Here is a 19,236-nt window from a genome sequence, read left to right on the forward strand (position 1 = left end):
GCGGCTAATTTTGAATAAAAGACTAATAAACGTTGAGTGCGTCAAGCCTTGCCCTTTCGGTACAGACAAGAAACCCTGATCAGATCAAATTTACAGTAGGGCGGCCGGGACTTGAACCCGGGACCGACGGTTTGCGCCGGGGCCTTTGGAGCCGAGACCGAGTGCGCATTTATACCTCGATTGATCTCGACTTATCTCGATCTGATCAGGACCTTCTTGCGTAAGATGTCGTCACCATTATCTCACCACCTCGGCCCATCTCGGCGGGTCTCGTGGCAATAAACGTTGAATATAAGTGTGTACGTCAAGTCTTTCCTTGTCGTGCACGCGTACCATACCAGGGCCAAGGGTCATCTGAACTGGGCGGCGCGAATCGCGCAGGCTTACATACGAGCGTCCACCCGCCATCCCGATCAGTAGTTGCGGGTGTATTACCCGCGAAACCACGATTATCGTGAACCCGACTCATTGTGGTCACGAAGGCCTCATACGGTCGTTGATCCCTGTGAAACACTGGGTGCGTGATCACGCTCTCAACCCCATGCGAATTTCAATCTGCGGGGTAAATGCGGGGTTTCTGCGGGGTTTTAGAAAGGGGCATGATGGCTGTGATCCTGGTGAGTCTCATAGCAAACGGCCAAAAGTCCAACGCTCCACGTGGGAACTGAAACTCGAGCCTAGCCCCGTTCATCGCGACGCACTTAGTTATGAGCCATCGGATGGACGCAGCCACGCGAGCGGTGTTTCACGGGCGATTTCGCCAAAGAGTCGCGGTGACCTGATCCACGGCGTCAAGTCCCGGCATCCGCACTACGAATGATTTCGGCTTCGACCGAATCAAGCCCCGACACGCGGTCAATCGACGGGCCAACACCCCAGATCTTCACACCATCCGAAGCCACGAACAAGGTAACGGGGGTATTCGCGGCTGTACCGTTGGGATTTGAAACCTAAGGCGCCGCCAATAAGACGCCGAATCAGCCCTCAAATCCGCATGATTACGCGGCTTCTCAATTATTTCGCCATGCTACAGAACGGAGCAATCTCGTTCAAATAATGCCAAAATGTTGCCACGTCTGCGAATTGGCCCAAGGGGGCTGTCGGGGCGTCGCGGGTACATAGACAGTGTGAGATGCATGGCGTAAATCACATCGAAGAGACCATCGAGAGGGGTGTCGCCCTGCGCCTGACCGGCGCCACGGTACCAGCGAAGAAGCCAACATCTACATTTTGGATAGCGCGCTTAACAGCCGCGAGATTGAATCGACGCGCTGATAATGTCGATTATGACAAGTAACACTTGATCAGAGGCATCGCCGCATACCGCGCCCGGGATGATTGTGAGAAATTCGCAGCACAATCCAAGATCGCATCGTAAATCGCATTATCAATGAGCCCCTCACTCAGTGCGCGCCCCACTTCGTCGAATGACTCAGAGGTCGACACCAGGAGCCAGTCACAACCGTCTGTCGAAACCTCCGACGGGTAGGCCCACCGGCCGAGCTCATCAACGAGCTGGACTCGAGTCAGCTCCCCCGTGGCATACCGCTGCGCAATCTCATTGGGCAAGAAAAAATCCTCCTCCTGGGCGCGGCGGCACCGGCGGATCTCGCTATAGTTCACGTTTCGAAAGAGTAAGTCGAGGCTGATCCCGACACGCTCGACTTCGACTACACACTGCTCAGCTCACCCCTCGGCCGTCTGCGGTCGATAATGACTTATTGGAACACCGAGCTCGGAGCCGCCCGAGGTCCATGGAGCGGCACCCGTACCTTCGCTTCGTCTGCAATGGGTGAAACATAACGGCCGGGAATCGATGCGGCGGCGGAGCGAGTTACATAGCCGGTCGGGCCAACGACTCGACGCGGTTCAAGCGTGACGTACCCAGTTTCCTGCTCGTGGCGGCGCGGTACGTGCGTAACGTATGAATTCATTTCTCCCGTTCCTGTCTGCATCCATAGCAAACAGTCGACCCTACTCTAACGTAAGAGTTGTTTTAAGCCAATCGCGCCGCACGACCACAATCTTTCCCGATGCGCGCTCGGGCAAAAAAGTAGCCCGAGGTGCAACGCCAAAGGGGCACACTCGGCATGCGCTCTACGGGACGTATTCCTGCTGCATCAATCAACCCTTACGTGAGGTTTGATTTAGGCTGGAGTCTACGTCAGGTTTTGCGGGTCAAAATCGTAGGGAGCACGGCAATGGAATTACCCGCTCGAGACTCGGATGAACGGCGGCTTCATCGCACCGCGGTGGTTGCGCTCGCAAGCGCGTATCTGGCTGCAGCGAGCGTGCTCGTTTTTGGAAGTTTGGCGATGAGGTCATCTGCGCCGCCGCATTGGTTACTCGCCAGTGCATCCGTGTTGGTGTTTGTTATGGCACTGGCCGCCCATCGGTTACTCCGTGTTCATTTTCATCTTCCGCGTAAGCAGCAGCCCGACAGCGACGCTACGCGGTCATCCGAGCGCGCCAGGATTCTGTGGGCATTTACCCCTAAAGCGTGGCGATCTTATCCTGTGTATTCGGGAACGCTGATAATCGCAAGCTACACCGGGTGCGTGGGCCTGACGACCGCATTTGTCTCCGCAGGCGCGCCAGCCGAATCGTGGCGGACGGCGTTGGGATACTTCACGATTGCCGGGCTGTCTCTCGGCCTTCACGGCCCCGCTCGGTGGGCATTCCGACGCCAACAGCCGGGCTCAAAAAGCTGAGCGCGACCGCGAATTAGCGACGATTCAGCCTACGGGTACCAGTGTGCTAGCCCCGAAGCTAACGTCGAACCCCTATTTTTGTGCGGCTACAACGGTTGCCCCTAAGAAAGCTGGTCCGCGGGTCACCGAGACCCCCAGCTTGCCCTCACTCGACCGCGTTCGATGCTCAACTGAGATCCAGCAAGACCTCAACTTAACATAAACGTTAGGGTTGAGTTCTGGTGTGTTTTCCCCCACCACTTTGAACGCCCCATGACGCCGCGAACACCTCTGACGCGGAGCGCGCACGTCGGGTGCACCGCCGCAGGAGAAACTCATGACAGACGCCACCGCCACAGATGAAGCGGGTGAACATCGCTACCTCGCGAAAACGCTCGAGCTTGTGGAATCGGCCCACGCGAGCTTAATCGATTCGATCGACCGTTCGGAACTTGCGATGGACGAACAAAAGCGCGAACTGTGGGAGCAGCAACGCGATATGGATCACGCCGAGAAAGCAAATGCGCGCATGCAGATGGCGACATCCGTAGCGATCGGCGATTCTGCGGTCACATCCCGCGATTCTCTCGAGCGGCTCAGAAACTCACCCTATTTTGGGCGAGTGGACTTCCACCACGCTGACACTGTTTCGGCAAAGTCTTATTACATCGGTGTGCGCGGCTTCTGGGACCCCGAGACCCAAGACCTCCGTGTGCATGACTGGCGTGCGCCGGTTTCGAGTCTCTATTACGACTTCGAGACCGGCCCGGCAACGTTCGACGCGCCCGAAGGGGTCGCCGAGGGCGAGATCGTAGGCAAGCGCCAGTACAAGATTGAGGCTGGACGCCTGCAGTATTCGCTCGAGAGCTCGATCAACATCGGCGATGAAGTCCTGCAGCGCGAACTCAGCGAGTCTGCCGACGACAAGATGCGCAACATCGTCGCGACCATTCAGCGGGAGCAAAACGCCGTGATCCGTAACGAGACTGCCAAGGTGCTCATCCTGCAGGGCGTTGCCGGTTCAGGAAAGACCTCTATCGCGCTGCACCGGTTGGCCTTTCTGCTTTACCGGTTCAAGGACACGCTGTCATCCAGCAACGTCATGATCCTGTCTCCTAACAAGGTGTTTGCCGACTACATCGCCGATGTGCTGCCGGAGCTCGGCGAGGAGCAGGTCGCGGAGATCGATCTGGACCGCATCGCCAAGCGCTTCCTCAGCAAAGTTGTTCAGCACCAGACTTTCAGCGAGCAGGTCAGCGGCCTCCTCGACAACGTTGACCATGATGCCGCCGATCGCATGCGCGCCAAAGCGACCCCGGAGTTCGTCAGAGAGCTGCACGAGTGGATAGCGGTCCGGGCGGACGACTTCACGCCCGATAAGATCGGGCAGCATTCAGAGCGGGTGAGCGCCGACTGGGTGGCGGACGCCTTCGCGAGCGGTCACACCTCACCCATTTATACCCGGCTCGACCGGGTAGCCGACAGCGCGATCCACCTGATGAAGCAGCGTGTTCTAGACAGGCATGGCAAGTGGAGCGCCGTTGACTCGACCAGCGTGCGCAAGCAAGTACGGGCAATGTTCCCTTTCAAGGACGCGTTCGCGCTCTACCGAGCCTTCTACGATGAGCCGTCGCGTCGAGCACACTTCACGATGCTGGACCACAAGCGCATCGAACACTCAGACGTCGCACCGCTGATCTACACGCTCATCACGACCGCACGACATGACGGCTACGAAGACATCCGCCACCTCCTCGTCGACGAAATGCAGGACTACACCCCTATCCAATACGCGGTCCTACGAAAACTATTCGCCTGCAACATGACCATCCTCGGCGATTCGAACCAGTCGGTAAACCCGTTCAGCTCCTCGAACCTCGAGACGATCTTCAGCATCTTCCCCGAAGCCGACTGCCTCGAGCTCTGCAAGAGCTACCGCTCAACAACCGAGATAACCGAATTCGCACAACACATCTCCCGCAACGACAAACTCGTCCCCATCGAACGCCACGGCCCGCCGCCGCAATTACTGGCATGCGAAACCCCGCAGGACGAGACTGCTCGGGTTCTCGAGATAGTTGCCATGCACGAGCGAAGCGAATACAGATCGTTGGGAATCGTGTGCAAAACTCTCGACCAGGCGGAACGCCTCTATCGCGCCATCGCCGCGGAAGGCATCGAACTTACCCTGCTCGACTATGACAGCAAGACCTTCACCGGTGGGATTATCATCACCGCGGCTCATATTGCTAAAGGCCTCGAGTTCGACGTCGTCATTGTTCCCCACGTCGATGACGCCACCTACACCACCGACATCGATCGCAGCATGCTCTACATCGCCTGCACCCGGGCCATGCACCAGCTCCACCTCACCCACACCGGCACCGCGTCGACGTTTCTACCGTCGGCACACGAGCTTGCAAGGTCTGTCAAAATTTCGGTGTAACTAGTTCTGGTCTGATTAGCGTCCAACGAACAGTCGCCGTCGAAAAGATGTCAGAAGCCGGTCGAGCGCGCCCTTCTTTCGTTGGCCTAGCGGTCGCTGTACGGTCGGGTCGAGGTAGCACGATAGTTGCGCGATCGCGATCAGTACGCGGTCGCGGCGCTCAGGTACCCGCCGGCTGATCAGTAGTGTGCGACGTAGACGGTGTTGGCGGAGGTTCCACCAGTGAGCTGGTTGGGGAAGCTGACGACGTGGGCGTGCCAACGGCCAAAGACGGCGGCGAGGATGTCAGTGAACTCGGCGTCCGGTGGGTCGTCTGACCAGAGGGCGAATACTCCACCCTCCACGAGATGTCTAACAAGAGATTGCAGTCCGGCAACGGTGTACAGATCGGAGTGGCTAGCATCGAGGCGGTAGCGCGGCGAATGGTCGATGTCCACGAGAATTGCATCGTAATGCGGCGAATTCGCGGTTGCCTCGCTCCGCATCAGGGCAAAGAAATCATCCAGCTTGAGATGCGTTCTGGGGTCACCGGTAAGTGCCTCTGAGACGGGGAGGAGCCCTCGCTGATGCCAGCCGATAACCGGGGACAAGGTGTCGACGACGGTCATCGACGCCACCCGGTCATCTGCCAGCGCGGCGACCGCGGTGTAGCCCAGGCCCAGCCCTCCAACCAGCACGTCGAGCCGGTCACCGGCGACCGCCGCGAGGCCCAGCGATGCGAGTTTTTCTTCCGCGACGGTGAACAGGCTCGACATCAAAAACGCTTCACCCAGCTTCACCTCGTAGACGTCGACGTCCAGGGTCGGTTCGCGGCGTCGTCTTAGCGTGAGGTCGCCCAACTCCGTAGGCTGAAAATCGAGCTCTTCAAACCGTTTGATCATCTTGTCTCCGCCCAGGCTGACCGGCATCCAACGAGCGACGTCACAATTGCATGCCGTGCAGATTGTGACAGGTCATGCACACCAGTTACCCATTTGCCAACAACTCTCCTCTTACGTGAGAGTAGTATTACTGTCGAATCTACCAGACAGGAAACGCCACAATGACGACTGAACGACCAAAGACCGAGGCTACGAGAGAGACAATCCTCGCTGCCGTCGGACATGTTTTCGACACACCCCCGGTCTTCCGTGAGGACCTCGTCACGGCGGCGATGCAATCCGGCGCCCCGCAGCCTCTTGTGATGATGCTGGACAACCTTCCCATCGATGGCCGAATTCACCAGATCCGCGACGTGTGGAAATTTCTTCCCGACATCGCCATCACGGACTCCGAATGAGCATCGACATCCATCCGTTGGCCCAAGACGATTACCACCTCATTCAGGAATACATGGCCTCCCGGGTCCTCGCACTTCTCGTCACGTCGACCTCTACCCGCGATTGGGAGCACGAGGTGGCTACCGAGATTGGGCTGTCCAACGGGCAGTGGGAGCGACGAAACGGGTTCCTGTTCGACTTCACTCTGGGCCGGTTCCTGCACTCTGCCCGCAGCGCGCGGAACGCGCAACACGGTCGGGATGCAGCCGGTCGGGACTTCGAAACAGCCAACGAGCGGTTCACCGATCGATTCCTGTCGGCCATCGACCGCCAGGATGCCTCAGCTGCCGAAGCCGTGTGGGAAGAATTCAACAATTTACCCTACTGGCCCGATGTTCCCGCTATCGCACTGATCTCGACTCGCGCGATCATCACCCGGCTGCAGATCATCGTGGCCGTGGTACACCCGGGGAGCATTGGATTTCAGCTACCGGAAGAGTACGACCCGCCAGTATTCGTTTCTTAGCCTCAACCCACCGGCGGAGGTGGAAACTCTGGCGGCGACCTTGATGAGTGTCCGGTGGACGGATGCGGTGACGGCTCTTCCGAGGGTGACGATGGCGAGGGTGCCAGCGGCACGGTGAGATTGAACGCGATGCACGCCTGCACGAGCCAGGCCGCGTTGGTGGTGAATACGCTGGACGAAAAGTGCGCCATCTCCGACTCTTTCATGTCGGCGTTCAAGTTCGATGACCGCATGCTGGCGGTGGGTATTGTCGGCGTTGCCGGTATTGACGGGGCTGGAGGTTTTGAACGCGTGGCAACGTAACAGGTCAAAAAGGGTGCCTCGACCGGCGGCGAGGTTCTGCAGCCACCGAGACGCGGCAGCATCGAGTTTGTAGCCGTGGCCGAATGGGAAGGCCCACAGGAACGATCCCCGCGTCGAAATCCGTAGGTTCTCTTGGAGTCGCGGCCCCGGTGAGCATGCCCGCAAGCTACACCGATGGCCTACTTTTTTGCGGCGACCACGGGTGTGACCCTGAGAAAGCTGGCGCGCGGGTTGCCGTGGCCTACGACGGGAGTCGTATCCCCGCCGGCAACCAGGTTCGTCGTCCACCCAGCCAGGATGCGCACCTTGCGCTTCATAGTCGGCATCGCGTAGAGGTGATATGCGCGGTGAGCGAGCCACGCCGGCATGTTCTTGAGCTTGATGCCCTTCATGATGCCCGCACCCTTGCCGATGCCAAAGCTGGCGACCGTTCCGAGCGATTCGTGTCGATATTCCACGATCGGTCGTCCGTTCATCATGGCGACAATATTGGCGGACACGGTCACCGCCTGGCGCACAGCATTCTGCGCGTTCGGTGGATAGTAGGCCGGCTGCGTCTCGGCCAGCAGGTTGGGAACCTGAGCTCCATCCCCAAGAGCCCACACGCCCTCAAGCTTCTCCCCGTCGCCGGTCTCCACTTGGAGCGCGACGTTGACATTGACGTGCCCTCTGGGTCCCAGGGGCAAATCCAAGTCAGCCAGAACGGGGTTCGGCTTGACCCCGGCGGTCCAGACGATCGCACCAGCCGGAATCGTCTCTCCGTCGCTGAGGACGACGTTGCCGTCAATGCAGGACGGCATCGTTGTGTTTAACCGAATGTCGATGCCTCGGGCACGGAGCTGACCGAGGGTCCACTGCGAGAGTTCCGGCCCAACTTCGGGTGCAACCCGATCGAGCGCCTCCACCAGCACGAAGTGTAGCTCCTCATTGGAGAGTCCACGGTAGCTCTTCATCGCAGCCTTCGCGGCATCATCAAGCTCTGCCATGGCCTCAACCCCGGTGTAGCCGCCGCCGATGAAAACCGTGGTGAGGAGCTTGCGGCGCTCTGCCGAGTCCTGAACGCTGGCGGCGCGGGCAATGTTTCCGAGAATGCGATCGCGCACGTACTGTGCTTCCTCAACAGACTTGAACCCCACACCGTTCTCGGCGAGTCCAGGCGTGGGAAAAGTGCGAGTGACGGCTCCGAGCGCAACAACAAGATGATCATAGGGAAAGGTTCGACCCTCGCCGTCTGGCGTCATCACCGTGACGCTCTTGCCTGTGCTGTCCAGGCCGGTGACGGACGCCTGCACGACATTTGAGTGTCGGAGCGTCTTGTGCAGAGGTACGGTCACGTCTCGGGCCCGGATGTGGCCGCCAGCAACTTCGGGTAGAAACGGCTGATAGGTGTAATACGGCAATTCATCGATCAGGGTGATGCTGGCCCAACGGGTCGCGTGCTTTTTCTGTAATTGGAGGGCGGTGGTCAGCCCGGCGGCTCCGCCGCCGAGAATGACGATGCGTGTTGTCATGAGTGTGTTCCTTTCGACCGTACTTAGTACCGATGATGGTTTTTTCATTGCTGATCTCTTGGTTTAGCGCGCGCTGATTGATTCCTTGGCCGCAGTGACGACAGCTTCGGTGGTGATGCCGAATTCGCGGAACAGCGTCTGATAGTCAGCGGATGCTCCGAAGTGCTCGATCGAAACGCTTCGACCGGCATCGCCGACATAGCCGCGCCAGGTCAGCGCGAGGCCGGCTTCGACCGACACCCTCGCGGTGACGGCTTTCGGCAGTACCGATTCGCGATATTCGCTGCTCTGCTCTTCGAACCATTCCAAGCAGGGTGCGCTGACCACTCGGGCGTTAATGCCTTCGAGGGCGAGCTGGGCACGCGCGTCAACGGCGAGCTGTACCTCGGAACCGGTACCGATCAAAATGACATCCGGGGTTGCCCCGGTGGCTTCGGCCAGCACGTAGGCACCGCGGGCGACGTTCTTCGCCGAGGCGAAGATTTCATCGGAAGTTGCGCCCTCGCCACGCTCGTACACCGGAATGTTCTGGCGGGTGAGGGCGATTCCGGCCGGGCCTTGTCGGCGCTCCAGAATCGTCTTCCAAGCCCAGACAGTTTCGTTGGCGTCACCGGGACGAACAACATCGAGACCAGGAATGGCGCGCAGGGTGGCGAGCTGTTCGATCGGCTGGTGGGTCGGGCCATCTTCGCCAAGCGCGACGGAGTCGTGCGTCCAGACGAAGATCGATGGCGCCTTCATGAGCGCTGCCAGACGCACCGCGGGCCGCATGTAATCGCTGAAGATGAGAAAAGTGCCGCCAAAGGGCCGCGTGTTGCCGTGCAGCACGATGCCGTTGAGAATGGCGGCCATGGCGTGCTCGCGAATGCCGAAGTGCAGCACACGGCCGTACGAGTTGCCGCTCCATTCACCGGTGGAGTGCTCGCTCGGAATGAACGACGCCGCGCCGCCGATGGTGGTGTTGTTGGATTCGGCGAGGTCGGCCGAGCCGCCCCAGAGTTCGGGGATGACGCCGCCGAGGCCGGTGAGCACCTTGCCTGATGCCGCGCGGGTCGAGACTGCGGTCCCGCCGGGGAAGACCGGAAGGGCCTCGTCGACGCCCTCCGGCAGATCGCCGGAGAGAACGCGGTCGAGCAGATTCTTGCGCTCGGGGTTTGCAGCGGCCCAGGCATCGAACTGCACGGTCCACTCCGTGTGCTGGGCCGCGCCACGCTCGATGGCCTGGCGGGTGTGTGCGATGACCTCGGGGGCCACGTCGAAGGTCTTTTCCGGGTCGAAGCCCAGAACGGTCTTAACGCCGGCGAGTTCTTCGGCGCCGAGAGCTGAGCCGTGGATCTTGCCGGAGTTCTGCTTCTTCGGGCTTGGCCAGCCGATGATCGTCTTGAGAATGATCAGGCTCGGCTTGCCGGTTTCGTTCTGGGCGGCCTCGATGGCCGTGTGTAGCTCGGCGACATCTTCAACGTAGGAGCCGGTCTTCTTCCAGTCCACCGTCTGCACGTGCCAGTCGTAGGCGGCATAGCGCGCCGCAACGTCTTCAGTGAAGGCAATGTTGGTGTCGTCTTCAATCGAAATCTGGTTGCTGTCGTAAATCGCGATCAGGTTGCCGAGCTGCTGGTGGCCGGCGAGAGAGGATGCCTCGCTGGTCAGGCCTTCCTGCAGGTCGCCATCGCCGGCGATAACGTAGACGAAGTGGTCGAACGGGCTCGCTCCGGTGGCGGCATCCGGATCGAATAGGCCACGCTCGAAGCGTGAGGCGTAGGCGAAGCCGACGGCGGAGGCGAGTCCCTGGCCGAGCGGCCCGGTGGTGATCTCGACGCCGTCGGTGTGGCCGTATTCCGGGTGGCCGGGGGTCTTGGATCCCCAGGTGCGCAGGGCCTTGAGGTCGTCGAGTTCGAGGCCGTAGCCGCCGAGGTACAACTGAACGTACTGCGTCAGCGAGCTGTGGCCGACCGACAAAATAAACCGGTCGCGACCGATCCACTCGTTGTCGGCCGGGTCTCGGCGCATGATCTTCTGAAACAGCAGGTAGGCGGCGGGAGCGAGGCTCATCGCTGTGCCGGGATGCCCATTCCCTACCTTCTCAACGGCATCGGCCGCCAAAATGCGCGCGGTGTCGACCGCATTGTTGTCGATGGAATCCCATGTTAAAGCTGCCATGATTTGTGGCCTTTCAGATTGTCGAAGTGTGATGGTGAGGGTTGGGTGTGGTGAGGCGTTCCGTTGAGAACGTGCAGCGCGAAGCCCGTGTTGCGGTGATGGCGTACCAGGTTCAGCGTGGCGTTGTCGATGCTGCCAACGTCGAGGTCCAGTGCTTCGGTCAGCGTGACGCGGATGAGCGTTCCGTGGGTGACGACGATGATGCGAGCGCCGGGGTAGTCCCGCGACAGCGCGTGCAACGCGTCGAGGCCGCGCGCGGCAACTTCCGGCTCAGATTCGGCGCCGTAGTATCCACCGGGAATGCGCATGGAATCAAGCTCGGCACCTTCGAGCATCCCTTCGGTGGGCCCATAATCGCGTTCGACCAGACCGGGAATGCGCCGGATGACGTCGAGGTCAAGGTCGGCGGCAATGACGTCGGCGGTTTCTGCGGCGCGAATCAGGGGTGACGATACAACGAAGTCCCAATCGAACTGAGACAGGGCGGGCACGGCCTTTCCGGCCTGCCCCCGGCCAATGTCATTGAGGGGGATGTCCGTGGAGCCTTGGAGACGCCGGGCTGCATTCCAATCGGTCTGGCCGTGGCGGATAAGAGCAAATGTTGTTGATGGTGAAATTCTGTTCCTTGCTGTGATGGCGCTCTGCCGAGCGAAGCGCGGAGTTGTGGTGTGGTGTTGCCGGCACGATTCGAGTTCTGGCTTTAACCCCGGTCCAATCTAACCCTTACGTAAGTGTATAGTTAAATCAACGTGATCCGGTGTCTACGACGAGGTCGAGTTCATCCCTCCGTCGACAGTCGAGGCATATCGCATGCCTCCACCAGGATCACGACAATGACGTCGCCGACCTGTTCCACGGTTGGCATGAAGGAGAAATGCGCATGACCATAAATACCCATACAACGCCCACACCGACCGAGAAGTTGTCGGACGCCGGCGTGAGCATTTGGTTTGACGATCTGTCGCGGGACCGCATCCGCTCGGGCAACTTGCAAAGTCTTATCGACACCCGCAACGTCGTCGGGGTGACGACCAACCCGACGATTTTTGCTGGAGCCCTGGCCAATGGCGACGCCTACACGGAGCAGGTAAAGGTGCTCGCCCAGGCCAAGTCCAGCGTCGATGATGCTGTGTTCGAGATCACCACGACCGACGTTCAGCAGGCATCGGACATTTTCGCCCCCATTTTCGAAAAGACTCGCGGATTCGATGGCCGCGTGTCCATTGAATGCGCCCCGGTGAACGCCCGCAATGCGGTCGCGACGATCAAGGAAGCAAAGGCGCTGTGGGCGAAGATCGACCGCCCCAATGTCCTGATCAAGATCCCGGCGACGATCGCCGGACTGGCGGCCATCACCGAGGTGATCGGTGCAGGAATCAGCGTGAACGTCACGCTGATTTTCAGCCTGGAACGCTACCGCGAGGTCATCGCGGCCTACCTGAGCGGCCTGGAAAAGGCCAAGGACGCCGGCATCGACCTCGGGGCGATCCATTCCGTGGCGTCGTTCTTCGTCTCCCGTCTCGACACCGAGATCAACACCCGCCTGGAAGCAATCGGCACCGAGGAAGCTTTGGCGTTGAAGAGCCAGGCGGGGATAGCCAACGCCCAACTCGCCTATCAGGTCTACCAGCAGGAATTCGCGACCGACCGTGCCCGCGGTCTGCTTCAGGCCGGCGCGAATGAGCAGCGCCCCCTCTGGGCGTCCACCGGCGTCAAGGATGCGTCCCTGCCCGACACCATGTATGTGGTGGAACTGGTCGCGAGCGATGTGATCAACACCCTTCCAGAAAAAACCCTGGAGGCCACTTTTGATCACGCCATCGTCCGCGGGGACACCGTCACTGACTCTTATGGTGCTGCCGTCGAGGTCATGAACCGCCTCACCGCTCTCGGCATCTCATACGCCGATGTCACCGCCCTGTTGGAGCGCGAGGGAGTCGAGAAATTCACGACATCCTGGAACGAACTCCTGGAAACGGTGCGCGTCGCACTGGAGGCAGCCAAGTGACCGTCAAGATCCTCGTCACCGGCGAACCGGCCTGGGCCGGACGAAACGTCATCCCGCAGCTCATCACCGATCGCGTCGCGTCCCGTATCCGGGCCACCGACGTGACCTTGTGGGGGCCAGACAGCGAAGCTGAAGCATCCGTTCGTCTCGGCTGGACTGAGGCCGCGACGGTCTCACGGCCGCTCGTTCCCGAAATTCTTGCCCTGCGAGACAGCCTCCGCGCAGCAGGTATCACCCACATCGTCCTGGGCGGGATGGGCGGCTCGTCACTGGCCCCGGAAACCATCACGCGGTCGGCGGGTGTCGAATTGACCGTGCTCGACGCGACCGATCCCGACCAGGTGCTGGCTGCTTTGGCCGACCGCCTCGCCACCACGGCGGTTGTCATTTCGTCGAAGTCCGGTGGGACCGTTGAAACCGACAGCCAGAAGCGCGTTTTTGAGTTTGCGTTTGAACAGGCCGGAATCGATCCGACCGAACGCATCATCATCGTCACCGATCCGGGATCGCCACTTGACCTGACCGGGCGGGAAGCCGGTTATCGGGTGTTCAACGCCGACCCGACCGTCGGCGGCCGGTACTCGGCCCTGACGGCATTCGGCCTGGTCCCCTCCGGCCTGGCCGGGGCCGACATTGCTCAGCTTCTCGCCGAAGCCGAAGCCATCGCACCGGATCTCGGCCGCGATAGCGCCGACAACCCGGCGCTAATCCTCGGAGCGGCTATCGCGGGAACGTCACCGTTGCGCGACAAACTGGCTTTCATCGCCGACGGCTCCCGCACTGTGGGGTTCGGTGATTGGGCTGAACAGCTCATCAGCGAATCCACCGGCAAAATTGGCCGCGGCATCCTCCCCGTGGTGATGAATGTCACCGCCCCCGAACTTGACCTGAATCAGGCCATGCATCTACCCGATGTGCAGTTCGTTCGATTGGTCGACGACGCCGAGGCCTATGATCGGGCACGCAACCATGACATTGTCATGAGCGGCCCACTCGGCGCTCAGATGATGGTGTGGGAATACGCTACCGTCATCGCCGGTCGCATTCTGGGAATCAACCCCTTCGATCAGCCCGACGTGGAAGCCGCCAAAATCGCCTCGCGCGGGCTCCTGGATGGTCAACCAGAACTGGCCGCGCCCGACCTGTCCCAGGAGGGAATCGACGTACGCGGTTCCAAGGACCTTCTCGGTTCCGCGACGACGGTGAAAGCTGCCATTAACGCCCTGCTCTCTCACGTCGGAGACGACGGCTACATCGCGATCCACGCCTACGCGAACCGGCTGGCGCTGCCCGAACTGGAGGGCCTGCGCGACCTGCTCGCCACCAAGGCGCGGCGCCCGGTCACATTCGGCTGGGGACCACGCTTCCTGCACTCCACCGGCCAATACCACAAGGGTGGGACCCCCACCGGGGTGTTCCTGCAGATCACCACAGTCTCGGACAACGATCTGCCAATCCCCCGCCGCCCGTTCACCTTTGGCCAGCTAATCACTGCCCAGGCCGCCGGTGATGCCGCCGTGCTCGCCAGCCAGGATCGCCCGGTACTCACCCTGAATCTGACGTCGCCCCGCGCCAACCTGCCCGCGCTCATCGCCGCACTGAGCTGAGCCAGTGACACTCACTGAAACCAGCAACCCCCTGCGCCGAGCGGATGATCAACGCCTCAATCGGATCGCCGGGCCGAGCACCTTAATCATCTTTGGAATCACCGGCGACTTGTCACGCAAGAAGCTGCTGCCGGCGATCTACGATCTGGCCCATCGCGACCTACTGCCGCCCGGCTTCGCACTGGTCGGATTCGCCCGACCAGACAGCGAAGACCACGATTTTGAACGGGTGGCGTACGAGGCCGTCAAACAATACGCTCGCACGCCTTTCGACGATAAAATCTGGCACCAGCTCGTCGCCGGCATGCGATTTGTGCACGGCGACTTCGACGACGCCACGGCGTTCACCCGCCTGAAAGACACCATCGATGAGGTCGACGCCACCCGTCACACGCACGGCAATCATGCCTTCTACCTCTCCATCCCGCCCCACGCGTTTCCCGTCGTCACCCAACAACTGCGCGCCGCCGGTCTAGCCGACCAGGCGGACGACGCGTGGCGCCGCGTAGTCATCGAAAAGCCCTTCGGGAGCGACCTCGAGACTGCACGTGAGTTGAATGACATTGTCGAATCGACCTTTCCCGCCGATTCCATCTTTCGCATCGACCATTATCTGGGCAAGGAGACGGTCCAGAACATTCTGGCCGTGCGGTTCGCCAACCAGATGTTTGAACCCTTATGGAACGCCAATTACGTCGATCACGTGCAAATCACCATGGCGGAAGACATCGGCATCGGCGGTCGGGCCGGGTACTACGACGGCATCGGCGCGGCTCGAGACGTGATCCAAAACCATCTTCTCCAGCTCCTGGCGCTCACGGCAATGGAAGAGCCCCTCTCCTTCGACGCACACGATTTGCGCGCGGAGAAGGAGAAAGTACTCGCTGCCGTCACACTGCCCGCTGACCTCGCGGCAAGCACAGCCCGCGGTCAATACACCAGCGGCTGGCAGGGCGGCGAGCACGTTCCGGGATTTCGCGACGAGTCCGGGATGAATCCACTCTCAACGACCGAAACCTACGCGGCCATGCGGTTGGAGGTCGGTTCCCGACGATGGCAAGGCGTTCCTTTCTATCTGCGAGCCGGGAAACGCCTCGGACGCCGGGTCACTGAGATCGCCCTGATCTTCAAAACCGCGCCCGAGCATCTTTTCGGCGACAGCGACTCGTCGGGCCTGGGCCAGAACGCCCTGGTCATCCGAGTGCAGCCCGACGAAGGGGTCACCTTGCGGTTTGGGTCGAAGGTGCCGGGTGCCACGATGCAGGTTCGGGACGTCACCATGGACTTCAGCTACGGTCATGCCTTCACCGAGGCGAGCCCCGAAGCGTACGAACGGTTGATTCTCGACGTACTCCTCGGCGACCCGCCCCTGTTTCCCCGCCACCGAGAAGTCGAACTGTCCTGGAAGATCCTGGACCCGATCGAAAAGTTCTGGGCCACCCAAGGCCAGCCCGAACTGTATCGATCCGGCACCTGGGGTCCCATCTCCGCCGAACTAATGATGCAACGCGACGGCCGAGCCTGGAGGCGCCCATGATCTACCACTACCCCAACACCACCGTCAGCAGACTCAACAAGGCGCTCGTCACCATTCGCGATACCGCTGGCTCGTCGGCACTGGGCCGGGTGCTCACCCTGGTCATCGCCACCGAACCCGGCACCGCCGAAGAAGCCATCATCGCCGCCGAAGGCGCCGCGCGCGAACACCCCCTGCGCGTGATCGTGCTGTCCACCGCCTCGGCCTCCGTGTCGGGCGAACCTCACCTCGACGGTGAAATTCGCCTTGGCGGTGAGTCGGGCCCCAGCGAAGTCATCCTCCTCACCGCCTACGGAACTGCGGCGGACGATCAGGAAGCCCTCGTCACCGGTCTTCTGCTGCCCGATGCACCCGTCTTCGCCTGGTGGCCCGGCCAGGCGCCCGAACGTGTGGCGCAGTCATCTTTGGGGCGGATAGCTGTGCGTCGAATCACAGATTCGCGCGCCCAGCCAGCACCAGCCGAATACCTGTCGCGCTTGTCCCGGGAGTACATCCCGGGAGATTCTGACCTGGCCTGGACCCGACTAACGCTGTGGCGCAACCAGCTCGCGGCCGTGCTAGACCCGCCCGCATCCGCCACGGTCACACACGTGGACGTCGAGGGAGCGGTCGATTCATCCTCTGTGGTCCTTCTGGCCGCCTGGCTCAAACTCCAACTCCACGTCCCGGTGCGGTTACTGACGAGCACCCGAGAATCGGGCGCGGCCGGAATCTATCGGGTGCGACTCCACAGCGCGACCGGCGTCGTCGACTTGCGCCGTCCCCTACCGGCGCCAGCTCTGCTCAGCCAACCGGATCAGCCGGCCCAAAACGTGTCGTTGCCCCGCCGAAGCCTCCTGGAATGCCTCACGGAAGAGTTGCGTCATCAAGGCGCGGATACCCTCTATGGTGACGTCATTACCAGCGGTCTCGCTCAGCTCCTCAGCAGCGACGGCGCCTGGGACCACAACGAAAACACCCGATTCCCCGACGGCGTCGATCCCCACGCCTACGTTTGATGAACACACCTCAAGCCACCTCCACCCCACAAGACATTACTGAAATGAGCACCATGAACCTGCATATCGGCCTCATCGGCCTCGGAAAAATGGGCGCCAGCATGCGCACCCGACTCCGCGAAAACGGCGTGGCAGTAACCGGCTACGACCGCAACCCTGACGTGTCCGACGTCGCGACCCTCCAAGACCTCGTCGATGCCCTTCCCTCGCCCAAGACCGTGTGGGTAATGGTTCCCTCCGGTGCCATCACGAAGGCTGTCATTACCGAGGTCGGCGCTCTTCTGGGCACCGGTGACCTGGTCATCGACGGCGGCAATTCCCGTTTCAGCGACGACTTCGTGCACGCGGCCCTTCTCGCTGAGAAGGGAATCGACTACATCGACGCCGGCGTTTCCGGCGGAGTCTGGGGCCAGGAGAACGGTTTCGCGCTTATGGTCGGCGGCAGTGCGGCATCCGTTGATCGGCTCATGCCGGTCTTCGATGCCCTGCGTCCGGCCGGCCCGCGCGAGGAAAGCTTCGTGCACGCTGGCGAGGTCGGTGCCGGTCACTACGCCAAGATGGTACATAACGGCATCGAGTACGCCCTCATGCAGGCTTACGCCGAGGGCTATGAGCTACTCGCCAAGCGGGACGACATCATCAAGAATGTTCCCGGAACGTTCAAGGCCTGGCAGCGTGGCACGGTTGTTCGGTCCTGGCTGCTTGAGCTCCTGGTTCAGGCGCTCGAGGAGGATCCGGGCCTGGCCAGTATCGAAGGATACGTCGATGATTCCGGCGAGGGCCGCTGGACCATCGAAGAAGCATTGGCTAATGCCGTGCCCGTTCCCGCCATCAGCGCGTCGATCTTCGCTCGGTTCGAATCTCGCCAAGAAGATTCTCCGGCGATGAAAGCCGTTGCCGCGCTGCGCAACCAGTTCGGTGGCCACGCGGTCAAGTCCGCAGAGTAGCCACCGAAGGACAGCGTCAGAACCGAGGCCGGCCCAAGGGGCTGGCCTCGGGGCGTTTGGGCAGAATATGGTCGCCCGAGGATTGGTGCCGAGCGCGGCGCAGGACCCACGGCACCAGATAGGTGCGGGCCCACGCGACATCACTCGTTCGTGCGCCCCGCCAGGACGGCATTGGCAACGGCTCGATTTGGGATGGCTGCAAAGAGTTCTCGACACAGAGCGCGCTCAGAACGCTGCGTGCAATCGTGTGGTGACCCATGGGATTGAAGTGCAGCCGATCCGGAGCCCACATACCCGCGTCCTGGATGGCCGTTAGTGACCAGAGATCGGCTACCAGGCAGCCGTGCCGTGCTGCCACAGAACGCAAGTTCTCGTTGTAGATCGCGATTTTTCCCCGCATGCTCCGAAAAAATGGTGAGAACCCGAGGTCGGGCCCGGTGAAGAGGACGATCGTGGCGCCGGACCGGGACAGGCGCGAGATGACATCATCGAACCGAGCTGCAATATCATCCGGGTCGGTACCGGGACGAATAACGTCATTACCGCCAGCGGAGATAGTGATGAGATCCGGGCGCAGCCGTAGCACCGGTTCCACCTGTTCGTCGCTGATCTGGCGCAAGATCTTGCCGCGCACGGCGAGGTTGGCGTAATTGAAGTCCGGTGTGCCGTCACTGAGCACTTCGGCGACGCGGTCGGCCCAGCCTCGATGCCCGCCTACACTCTCTGGCTTGGGGTCACCGATGCCTTCGGTAAAGGAGTCGCCGAGCGCGACGTATCGCGTCCACGGGTGGTTTCGGTGTGCGTTGATCATATGCCTCATGTCTATTTCCACTAACTCTACTCTTACGTTAGAGTAGAGATGTACGATTATTCACGTATGGGACGAGGTGGCATTCATGCTTATTGGTGAGTTCGCCGAACGGACTGGGCTTTCCCAGCGCACCGTGCGGCACTACGACGAGATCCACATTTTGCAGGCGTCAGGGCGCAGCGATTCCGGCTATCGGCTTTATGCCCCGGCCGACCTCGACCGGGCACGCATCATCCGCAGCCTCCGCGCATTGTCTCTCACCCATTCGGAAATCAAGGATGCTCTGGCGACGCTTGATCTGGTCGACTCCGACCCGGACGCGACGGTGTCAACAATCCGGCGCGATCTCGCCGTTCTGATCAGCGATATCGAAGCGCGTGAATGCTCACTGCGCGAACAGGTTCGCGTAGCCAGCGGGTTCATCGACCTGCTGCGG

At 61.0% G+C, this 19,236-nt stretch carries 15 protein-coding genes; 10 read left to right on the forward strand and 5 right to left on the reverse strand.

The annotated features are described in order from the left end of the window. The first annotated feature begins 3,027 nt into the window (after positions 1-3,027). Positions 3,028-5,136, forward strand: a complete 2,109-nt coding sequence (locus CXY72_RS05305) for a UvrD-helicase domain-containing protein (protein ID WP_104126653.1) — start codon at positions 3,028-3,030, stop codon at positions 5,134-5,136. Between the two features lie 179 nt (positions 5,137-5,315). Here CXY72_RS05305 and CXY72_RS05310 read toward each other — a convergent pair whose 3' ends face one another. After that, positions 5,316-6,017, reverse strand: coding sequence for a spermidine synthase (locus tag CXY72_RS05310; protein ID WP_104126672.1), 702 nt, complete (start codon positions 6,015-6,017; stop codon positions 5,316-5,318). A 161-nt stretch (positions 6,018-6,178) separates the two neighbouring features. On the opposite strand from CXY72_RS05310, the gene CXY72_RS05315 reads away from it, so the two are divergent. The 3 genes from CXY72_RS05315 to CXY72_RS20590 are packed head-to-tail and all read left to right on the forward strand — an operon-like array spanning position 6,179 to position 7,224. Next, entirely contained in the window at positions 6,179-6,415 is a 237-nt protein-coding gene (locus CXY72_RS05315; protein WP_104126654.1) for a DUF2795 domain-containing protein, read from the forward strand. Continuing rightward, positions 6,412-6,921, forward strand: a complete 510-nt coding sequence (locus tag CXY72_RS05320; protein WP_104126655.1) for a hypothetical protein — start codon at positions 6,412-6,414, stop codon at positions 6,919-6,921. Before CXY72_RS05315 ends, CXY72_RS05320 begins: the two co-directional genes overlap by 4 nt. 54 nt (positions 6,922-6,975) lie before the next feature. Further along, entirely contained in the window at positions 6,976-7,224 is a 249-nt protein-coding gene (locus CXY72_RS20590; protein WP_104126656.1) for a hypothetical protein, read from the forward strand. A gap of 179 nt (positions 7,225-7,403) precedes the next feature. On the opposite strand, the gene CXY72_RS05330 is transcribed toward CXY72_RS20590, so the two are convergent. From CXY72_RS05330 to CXY72_RS05340, 3 genes are all read right to left on the reverse strand, one after another. After that, positions 7,404-8,735 carry an NAD(P)/FAD-dependent oxidoreductase gene (locus tag CXY72_RS05330; protein WP_104126657.1) on the reverse strand — a complete coding sequence of 444 codons (1,332 nt, stop codon included), beginning with the start codon at positions 8,733-8,735 and terminating at the stop codon, positions 7,404-7,406. Positions 8,736-8,798: 63 nt separating this feature from the next. Continuing rightward, the gene (gene tkt, locus CXY72_RS05335; RefSeq protein ID WP_104126658.1) at positions 8,799-10,892 is read right to left on the reverse strand and encodes a transketolase; all 2,094 of its coding nucleotides are present in this window, start codon (positions 10,890-10,892) and stop codon (positions 8,799-8,801) included. Next, on the reverse strand, positions 10,880-11,527 hold the full coding sequence (locus CXY72_RS05340; RefSeq protein ID WP_370446212.1) for a histidine phosphatase family protein: 648 nt from the start codon (positions 11,525-11,527) through the stop codon (positions 10,880-10,882). Before CXY72_RS05340 ends, tkt begins: the two co-directional genes overlap by 13 nt. A 245-nt stretch (positions 11,528-11,772) precedes the next feature. On the opposite strand from CXY72_RS05340, the gene tal reads away from it, so the two are divergent. Genes tal through gnd form a run of 5 tightly spaced genes read left to right on the forward strand, consistent with a single transcriptional unit; the run spans position 11,773 to position 17,989 of the window. Next, positions 11,773-12,900 carry a transaldolase gene (tal, locus tag CXY72_RS05345; protein WP_104126660.1) on the forward strand — a complete coding sequence of 376 codons (1,128 nt, stop codon included), beginning with the start codon at positions 11,773-11,775 and terminating at the stop codon, positions 12,898-12,900. Further along, the gene (locus tag CXY72_RS05350; protein WP_104126661.1) at positions 12,897-14,507 is read left to right on the forward strand and encodes a glucose-6-phosphate isomerase; all 1,611 of its coding nucleotides are present in this window, start codon (positions 12,897-12,899) and stop codon (positions 14,505-14,507) included. Before tal ends, CXY72_RS05350 begins: the two co-directional genes overlap by 4 nt. Positions 14,508-14,511: 4 nt before the next feature. After that, positions 14,512-16,044: a glucose-6-phosphate dehydrogenase gene (zwf, locus tag CXY72_RS05355; RefSeq protein ID WP_104126662.1), complete on the forward strand. Its 1,533-nt coding sequence runs from the start codon at positions 14,512-14,514 to the stop codon at positions 16,042-16,044. Beyond that, positions 16,041-17,042, forward strand: coding sequence for a glucose-6-phosphate dehydrogenase assembly protein OpcA (locus CXY72_RS05360; protein WP_104126663.1), 1,002 nt, complete (start codon positions 16,041-16,043; stop codon positions 17,040-17,042). Before zwf ends, CXY72_RS05360 begins: the two co-directional genes overlap by 4 nt. Beyond that, entirely contained in the window at positions 17,042-17,989 is a 948-nt protein-coding gene (gene gnd / locus CXY72_RS05365) for a phosphogluconate dehydrogenase (NAD(+)-dependent, decarboxylating) (protein WP_146071070.1), read from the forward strand. Before CXY72_RS05360 ends, gnd begins: the two co-directional genes overlap by 1 nt. A 16-nt stretch (positions 17,990-18,005) precedes the next feature. Here the strand turns inward: gnd and CXY72_RS05370 are convergent, their stop codons facing one another. Beyond that, positions 18,006-18,800, reverse strand: coding sequence for an SGNH/GDSL hydrolase family protein (locus tag CXY72_RS05370; RefSeq protein WP_104126664.1), 795 nt, complete (start codon positions 18,798-18,800; stop codon positions 18,006-18,008). Between the two features lie 85 nt (positions 18,801-18,885). On the opposite strand from CXY72_RS05370, the gene CXY72_RS05375 reads away from it, so the two are divergent. Continuing rightward, on the forward strand, positions 18,886-19,236 hold a 351-nt coding region (locus CXY72_RS05375; RefSeq protein ID WP_104126665.1), incomplete at its 3' end, for a MerR family transcriptional regulator.

This window comes from Cryobacterium sp. Y57 (assembly GCF_002929505.1).
Lineage (GTDB): Bacteria > Actinomycetota > Actinomycetes > Actinomycetales > Microbacteriaceae > Cryobacterium.

Bases quoted from the DNA above. Each gene is read 5' to 3' on its own strand.
- tkt (WP_104126658.1), bottom strand. From the start codon at position 10,892: ATGGCAGCTTTAACATGGGATTCCATCGACAACAATGCGGTCGACACC.
- CXY72_RS05315 (WP_104126654.1), top strand. From the start codon at position 6,179: ATGACGACTGAACGACCAAAGACCGAGGCTACGAGAGAGACAATCCTC.
- CXY72_RS05330 (WP_104126657.1), bottom strand. From the start codon at position 8,735: ATGACAACACGCATCGTCATTCTCGGCGGCGGAGCCGCCGGGCTGACC.
- CXY72_RS05305 (WP_104126653.1), top strand. From the start codon at position 3,028: ATGACAGACGCCACCGCCACAGATGAAGCGGGTGAACATCGCTACCTC.
- tal (WP_104126660.1), top strand. From the start codon at position 11,773: ATGACCATAAATACCCATACAACGCCCACACCGACCGAGAAGTTGTCG.
- gnd (WP_146071070.1), top strand. From the start codon at position 17,042: ATGAACACACCTCAAGCCACCTCCACCCCACAAGACATTACTGAAATG.
- CXY72_RS05360 (WP_104126663.1), top strand. From the start codon at position 16,041: ATGATCTACCACTACCCCAACACCACCGTCAGCAGACTCAACAAGGCG.
- CXY72_RS05320 (WP_104126655.1), top strand. From the start codon at position 6,412: ATGAGCATCGACATCCATCCGTTGGCCCAAGACGATTACCACCTCATT.
- CXY72_RS05370 (WP_104126664.1), bottom strand. From the start codon at position 18,800: ATGATCAACGCACACCGAAACCACCCGTGGACGCGATACGTCGCGCTC.
- CXY72_RS05310 (WP_104126672.1), bottom strand. From the start codon at position 6,017: ATGATCAAACGGTTTGAAGAGCTCGATTTTCAGCCTACGGAGTTGGGC.